The organism is Vibrio sp. 2033 (assembly GCF_033339735.1).
The window spans coordinates 1-604 of the sequence record NZ_JAWOVC010000551.1; the positions used below are offsets into that span (position 1 = coordinate 1).

The 604-nt window shown below is 51.0% G+C and carries 1 protein-coding gene; it reads left to right on the plus strand.

Annotated elements, in window-relative coordinates:
• Window positions 1-597: FAD-dependent monooxygenase (locus R7P74_RS27740; RefSeq protein ID WP_318123885.1), on the plus strand; the 597-nt coding region annotated here is incomplete at its 5' end.
• Window positions 598-604: the final 7 nt, after the last annotated feature.

Here is a 604-nt window from a genome sequence, read left to right on the forward strand (position 1 = left end):
ATTTTTACACCTCACGGGCCTTTGGCATTCTTGCCAATGTCTCAACCAAACATGTGTTCTATCGTTTGGTCGACAGAGCCAAACCGAGTGGAAGAATTGCTGGTCATGAGCGATGAAGCGTTCAACAAAACGCTAACCAGCGAATTCGATGCTCGTTTAGGCGTGTGTGAAGTGGTGGGAGAGCGAGCGGCGTTTCCGCTAAAAATGCGTTATGCCCGAGACTTTGTAGTTGAGCGTGTTGCACTGGTTGGCGATGCGGCTCATACCATCCACCCATTAGCAGGCCAAGGCGTGAACCTCGGCTTATTGGATGCAGCCAGTCTGGCGCAAGAAGTACTGACTCTTTGGAAACAAGGGCAAGACATTGGTAGTAAACGCAATCTGCGTGGCTATGAGCGTTGGCGTAAGGCTGAAGCGGCGAAGATGATTGCGGCGATGCAAGGTTTCCGTGATTTATTCTCTGGTGGCCATCCAGCGAAAAAACTGGTTCGCGGTATTGGCTTGAGTTTAGCGGGACAATTACCGGGTGCTAAAGATGAGATCATGAAGCGTGCACTGGGTTTGAAGGGGCACCTACCAGAACTGGCTCGTCAATAGCTCTGAG